The following is a 6,238-nucleotide window of genomic DNA, read 5'->3' as shown; positions in this document are numbered from 1 at the left end:
GGCGGCGGGTGTCCAGCCCATGACCTCGGCATCGGCCGGCGCGTCCAGCAGGTAGCGCAGCCGCATGATGTAGAAGGCGCCGACGGGCGAGGCTTCGGGGTTGAACTCGCCGGCCGCGCCGCCGCCGGGATGCTGCCGCCCCAGCGCCAGGCATTCGGCCAGCACGCGCTTCGCGTCGGCATACCGACCTTGCTGCAGGTAACCGTAGTTGAGCCAGATCGGACCGTGGCCACAGGCGATGGGCATCACCCCCCGCATGCCGCTGCGGCGCGAGGCCACCGCGAGCGAGCGCTCATTCGCGGCCACCACCTCGTCCCACAGGCCCAGGGCCAGGTAGATGTGCGAGCTCATGTGCAGCGCGTGCGAGGACTCCGGCGCGATCTCGCCATAGGCGCGTGCCGCCTGCAGGCCTAGCGGCGCGTGCGCCGCGTCGTCCACCGAGTGGATCAGGTAGTGCGTGATGCCAGGGTGCTGCGGGTACTGCCGGAACAGATCGTCCAGCAGCGCAAAGGACTTCATGTAGGTCGCCACGTCGCGTCCGGCATGTGCGGTGCCGAGCAGCGAAAGCGCGTAGAAAGCGGTGGCGTCGATGTCGTCGGGCCAGCGCTCGTGCAGGCGTTGCATGGCCAGGGCGTAGCGCTTGTCGCGCTCGAACTTGTCGCCCGTCTCGGCGTAGAGGATTTCTACAGCGTCCAGGTAGGCGCGCTCGCGCTCGGTCTGGCCCTTGGCCACGCGAGTCGCGCGGTCCGGCCCCAGCCTGGCCAGCACGGCGCGGGCGGCAGCAGCGTCCTGCTGCATCCACACCGGGTGGTTGTAGGTCATGGCCTCGCCCCAGTAGGCCATGGCGAAACCCGGGTCCACCACCTGCGCACGCCGGAAGGCGGCAGCGGCGGCCGGGTACTGGAAGTTGTGCAGCTGCGCGAGGCCGTAGGTGAAGTCGGCTTGCGCCGCGGGCGCGCCGGAGTTGGCGAACTTCACCACGCCCACGCTGGCCGGGCCAGTGCCAGGTTCTGCAGGCGCTGCAGGTGCTGGCACCACAGGCTCGTGCGCGACCGCTGCACTCACCTGCAGTGCCAGCACGGCAGCGGCCAAGACAGATCGGGTCTTCATGCACAGCCCCCCGGCGTGAGTTGCGCCGAGTGTAGGGTGGTGGGCGCGGGGCCCTGCCCCCTGTTCGTGGCCTCGCGATCCGGCAATGGCCGACATGATGTGGACGAAGGCTCGCTCGCCGTAAGTGTCAGCTTCCGGGGTAGCGCACGAAAACGACGGCCTTCAGGAGATGTGCGACTCCCCTGTCCCACTCTCCCACTGCACTAGGACCGCCAACCGCCAACGATTAGAAGGACGCCCATTCCTCATGGCCGGTGACTGCCATGGTCTTGCCGGGCGCCGGGCGGCTCGGCGCTTTGGGTGATTTGCTGCCTGCCTTGGCTGCTGGCGCAGCCTTCGATGCAACAGGCCTTGGGCCTGCACTGATCGTCGAGGCTGGCTGGGACGACAGACTGAAGACCGAGACCGAACTCACCAGCCGCTGCGCCTGCTGCCGCAGGCTTTCCGCGGCGGCTGCGCTTTCCTCGACAAGGGCGGCGTTCTGCTGGGTCACCTGGTCCATCTGCGAGATGGCCTGGCCCACCTGGGAGACGCCGGAGCTCTGCTCGCTGCTGGCAGCGCTGATCTCGGCGACGATGTCGCTCACACGCCGGATCGCGCCAACGATCTCTTCCATGGTTCGCCCGGCCTCATCCACCAGCGCGCTGCCATGCTCGACCTGCTCGACGCTGCTGTTGATCAGGCCCTTGATTTCCTTGGCGGCGGCAGCGCTGCGTTGGGCAAGGCTGCGAACCTCGCTGGCAACGACTGCAAAACCACGCCCTTGCTCGCCGGCCCGCGCAGCTTCGACGGCGGCATTCAGCGCCAGGATATTCGTCTGGAACGCAATCCCGTCGATGACGCCGATGATGTCGGCGATGCGCTTGCTGCTGTCATTGATGCCCTTCATGGTGCCGACGACGCGGGACACCACGTCCCCGCCTTTCATCGCCACCTCGCTGGCGCCAGTGGCAAGCTGGTTGGCATGCTTGGCGCTGTCGGCGTTGTTTCGCACCGTGGTGCCGAGCTGGTCCATGGTGGCCGCGGTCTGCTGCAGGGCGCTGGCCTGCTCTTCGGTGCGCTGGCTGAGGTCCGCATTGCCCATGGCAATCTCCGCCGAGCCCGTTGCGATGGACTCCGAGGCCCCCCGGACTTCGCCGACGATGCTGGAGAGGCTGGATTGCATGGCGCTGAGCGACGCCAGCACGCTGCCGGCGGGTGCGTCTTCTCCCCCCGGCAAAGAAGAGAGTTCGCCTTCGGCGACTCGCTGCGCCGCAGCGCCAAGTTGCGCCGGCTCGGCACCCAAGGCGCGAGTGAGGCTGCGCACGATCAGGTAACCCGCAAGCCCCGCTGCGCCGACGGCCAGCAGGCAGGCCAGGATCAACAGTTTCCTCTGGTCGGCATACGCTTGCGCCACCTCCGCGACCTGCCCCTCTTCCTGGCTCGCGGTGGATGATTGATAGGCATCGGAAGCCTTGATCAGGGCCGCGAGCTGCGGACGGCATTCGTCATTCATCTTCGCAATCGCCTCGTCGCGCTTGCCGTCCACCGCCAGCTTGACGATGGCCACCGCGATGGGTGAATAGGCCTGCTCGACCTGATCGATGCCCCCGATCAGCCGTCGCGCTTCCTCCGTCACGCCGGGCAACTGCGCCATCTCCTTGAGCTTGGTCAGGCGCGTCTGCACATCCTCATGGGCTTGCAAGGCAGCCGCCTTTTCTGCGGCCAGCTCCCCAGGCTTGCTGACGAGCACCAGATTGCGCACCGCGACGGCTCGGCGATCGACCGCGTTGCGGACGCTGGCGGCCACCAAGGCGCGCGCATTCACGCCGCGGATGAGGGTTGTGAAGCGGTCGTTTGCGTCGGCCAGGAACTTCAGCGAGAGCCCCGCAACCAGCACAACCAGCACTGCCAGGACTCCGAAGGCTGCGGTGAGCTTGGCACGGATGGTCATGTTCTCGAACTTCATGGATTTACCTCTGGGTCTTATTCAACGTGTCAGGCCGAGCTCAACCCTGCGCACCGAGACGGCTTGGATCTGTCTGCAATTGGCCATGTCGCGCTATCGGCACGAATGACAGTCTCCGTGAGCGAATTTATTCGCATCACATGAATATGCGGTGATTTTGCACACCGACTCTCAGGGCCACCAGCCAGGCGGTTGTGATCGAATGACTGCTGTTCTGAGCTTTTTCCGCTGATACATGCTGCCCAAGACCCTGGCCCTGGTCGACGATGATCGGGAGTACTCGGATGGCCTGACGCGCTACCTGCGCGAACAGGGCATCGTCGTCAGCACTTTCGCCGACAGCAACGACCTGCTCGCGCACGCCGATCCCTACATGTATGACTTCTACGTCACCGACCTGATGCTGCCAGGCGTAGACGGCACGGACTTGATCAAGATCATCCGGCAGCGCACCAACGCTGGCGTGCTGGTTGTTTCGGGCCGGCTCGCCGCGGACACCTTCAAGCAGGTCGTCACGGCCGGGGCTGACATGTACCTGTCCAAGCCGGTTCAGTTCGAGCAAATCGTGCTGGCCATCGAGGCCGTGTGCAGGCGATCGGTCGCGATGGATCCCGCGCAAAACGTGTGGCGCCTGGATCGCCGGGTCAGCCAGTTGATTGCGCCGGACGGCGCCCGCGTTGACCTGAGCGACGCGGACTGCATCCTGATCGAGTGCTTTGTCGAAGCACAGGGCAAGGTGGTGCCACGCGACACCCTGCTGCTGCAGCTGGGCCGAGCAGGCGACGCAGAAGGCTTCGGGAGCTTGAATGCCACCGTCTTCAGGCTGCGCCGCCGCATTGAGCGCGCCACCCCGGCGACCGTGCCGCTGCAAACCAAGTCCGGTGTCGGCTACGCCTTTCGCGCGCTGCTCAAGGCGATCTGAACATCCCGGGTCTGCCGGTTTGCGAAGGCCTGGGACGCGGGGCGCGCCGTGCGCTGGCGGCCTTCGTCTGCCTACGCGCCGTTTCCGGTCTGGTCGACGAGCAACCTCAGGGTCGTGCCTGCGTCTCCCGTGCTCAAGATTTCGACGCTGCCTCCATGCATCGACATCACCTGCCGGACGATGTAGAGCCCGAGCCCATGGCCGGCATTGGCATTGCGCCCGCGGGCGCCGCGGGCGAACAGCCCGGGCAGCTGTTCTGGATGAATCCCGGCGCCCGAGTCGCACACGTCAATCACCAGCGCCAGAGGTTCATCGGAGTCGGCAATGCGGATTTGCACCGGCGTGCCGGGGGGGCTGAACTTCAAGGCGTTGGAAACCACATTGCGCAGGGCCAGTCGCATGAGACTCATGTCCATGAGCGCCGTTCGCGTCGTGGTGTCCCGCTGAACAAGGATGCGGCTGCGCTCGGCCTCGTGCATGTCGGCGACGACAACCGCGATCAAGGTGTCGATGTCCGTGTCATCGCACTGGATGGGTTCGGGCCGCGCCAGCAGCGACGCGACGGCCAAGGTGTTGTCGATGCATGTGAGCACCTGCCCCAGCACGGCTTGCGCCCGCACCAGCTGGTCCGAGACGAAAAGGTCACCCATGACGCTGAGCGCGCCTTTCGCGCTCTGCAAGGCAGCAGAGGCGTTGTTCAATGGCTGCCTGACCTCGTGTGCGAGAACGTCCAGCATCTCGGTGCGCTCACGCAGCAGTGCGTCGAGTTCAGCGGCATGCGCTTCGACCTGCCCACGCAGTTGCTCTTCCCGACGCAAGGCCGCCTGGGTCTCCTTCAACTGGGTGACTTCGGTGACCTGCACGAGAAATCCCCGCACCTCGTCGCCGACAAGGTCGGGGATGTACTCCGCCAGGCTGTGGCGTTGGACGCCACCCGGCCCGGGCACGATCCGCTCGAACACCTGGCGCTCGCCCGCCAATGCTGCTTGTATGTGGGGCTCATTCATGGCGAACAGCTTCGGTCCCAGCAGGTCGCGTATGGACGTGCCGAGCAAGCGGTCCGGACTCACACCGAACCACCTCTCGTAGGCACGATTCGAGAACCGACAACGCAGGTCTCGATCCCAGTAAGCCAGCATCGACGGCACCCGGTCGACAAGCAGCCGCATGTGGTAGTTCGCATCTGCGGAGAAGTCGTCGCTCATGTCAACCTTTCGAATGGCCGGGGGCCTGTCCATCGTGATGCGCGCACCAGTCAACTCGCCTTGGCGTGAACATTCACCCCCCGGCACTTGTCGCCACACCCAAACGCTTGGCCAGTCGCGCCAGGTTCGCCCGGTCAAGTCCCAGAGCACGCGCAGCCGCTGCCGGCCTGCCGCCGTGCGAGGTCAGCGTGGTCTGGAGCAGGCGACGCTGGAACTCGTCGACCGCGTCTCGCCAATTGGCGACAGGGGAGATTTCGGTTCCTGGCCCGGTAGATGAAGCCTGCGCCGCCACTGGCTCGAATGCCGCGATGGGCAAATCCAGGTCTTCCGCTGCGACGCCCAGGATGCGCGGCCTGTTCGGCTGGCGACTGAGCGCGCGCAGTGCGGCTCGCGCGATCACGTGTTCGAGTTCGCGCACGTTGCCGGGCCAGCCATATGCGAGCAAGGCGGCCTGGGCGTCTGCCTCCAGGCGCAGCGAACCCAGGCCGAGGCGGCTGCGGTTTTCTTCGAGGCAGAAGCCGGCCAGCAGCAGCACGTCTCGTCCACGCTCGCGCAGTGGCGGCACCTGCAGCGGGAAGACGCTGAGGCGGTGGTAGAAGTCGGCACGCATGCGGCCGGCCTTGACTTCGTCGGCCAGCTTGCGGTTGCTGGCGGCGACGAGGCGCACGTCCACGCGGTGCGGCCGGTCCGAGCCCAGGCGCTGCAGCTCGCCGCTTTGCAGCACGCGCAGCAGCTTGGCCTGCACCAACAGCGGCAGCTCGGCCACTTCGTCGAGGAACAGCGTGCTGCCGTGCGCCAGTTCGAACTTGCCGCGCCTGTCGCCATGCGCGCCGGTGAAAGCGCCGCGCACGTGGCCGAAGAGTTCGCTTTCGACCAGCGTGTCCGGCAGTGCTGCGCAGTTCACGCTGACCATGGGCTGGGCCGCACGCGCCGAGCGCTCGTGCAGCGCCTGCGCCACCAGCTCCTTTCCAACGCCGGTTTCGCCGTGGATCAGCACCGGCAGTTCGCTGGCCGCAACGAGTTCGATCTCCTGCAGCAGCGCCTTGAACGGCT

The 6,238-nt window shown here is 66.4% G+C and carries 4 protein-coding genes and 1 pseudogene; 1 reads left to right on the top strand and 4 read right to left on the bottom strand.

All coding sequences use genetic code 11. The features are described from left to right. Both FKP22_RS17985 and FKP22_RS17980 read right to left on the bottom strand, forming a co-directional pair. Positions 1 to 1,110, bottom strand: a pseudogene (locus tag FKP22_RS17985) (hypothetical protein); the annotation flags it as partial. 226 nt (positions 1,111 to 1,336) lie between these two features. Continuing rightward, positions 1,337 to 3,058 carry a methyl-accepting chemotaxis protein gene (locus FKP22_RS17980; RefSeq protein WP_231011204.1) on the bottom strand — a complete coding sequence of 574 codons (1,722 nt, stop codon included), beginning with the start codon at positions 3,056 to 3,058 and terminating at the stop codon, positions 1,337 to 1,339. A gap of 235 nt (positions 3,059 to 3,293) precedes the next feature. On the opposite strand from FKP22_RS17980, the gene FKP22_RS17975 reads away from it, so the two are divergent. Beyond that, a complete protein-coding gene (locus FKP22_RS17975; RefSeq protein ID WP_141288958.1) occupies positions 3,294 to 3,980 on the top strand; it encodes a response regulator transcription factor in 687 nt (228 codons plus the stop codon). 71 nt (positions 3,981 to 4,051) lie between these two features. Here the strand turns inward: FKP22_RS17975 and FKP22_RS17970 are convergent, their stop codons facing one another. Beyond that, entirely contained in the window at positions 4,052 to 5,185 is a 1,134-nt protein-coding gene (locus FKP22_RS17970; protein WP_170200945.1) for a sensor histidine kinase, read from the bottom strand. Between the two features lie 73 nt (positions 5,186 to 5,258). Next, the coding region (gene norR / locus FKP22_RS17965) for a nitric oxide reductase transcriptional regulator NorR (RefSeq protein WP_141288955.1) at positions 5,259 to 6,238 on the bottom strand (980 nt) is incomplete at its 5' end.

The sequence above is a fragment of the Ideonella azotifigens genome, from assembly GCF_006519715.1.
Taxonomy (GTDB): domain Bacteria; phylum Pseudomonadota; class Gammaproteobacteria; order Burkholderiales; family Burkholderiaceae_C; genus Ideonella; species Ideonella azotifigens.
This window is presented reverse-complemented; position numbering and strand designations above follow the sequence as displayed.

Excerpts from the sequence above, each read along its gene's own strand:
- FKP22_RS17980 (WP_231011204.1), bottom strand. The coding sequence starts at position 3,058 with ATGAAGTTCGAGAACATGACCATCCGTGCCAAGCTCACCGCAGCCTTC.
- FKP22_RS17975 (WP_141288958.1), top strand. The coding sequence starts at position 3,294 with ATGCTGCCCAAGACCCTGGCCCTGGTCGACGATGATCGGGAGTACTCG.
- FKP22_RS17970 (WP_170200945.1), bottom strand. The coding sequence starts at position 5,185 with ATGAGCGACGACTTCTCCGCAGATGCGAACTACCACATGCGGCTGCTT.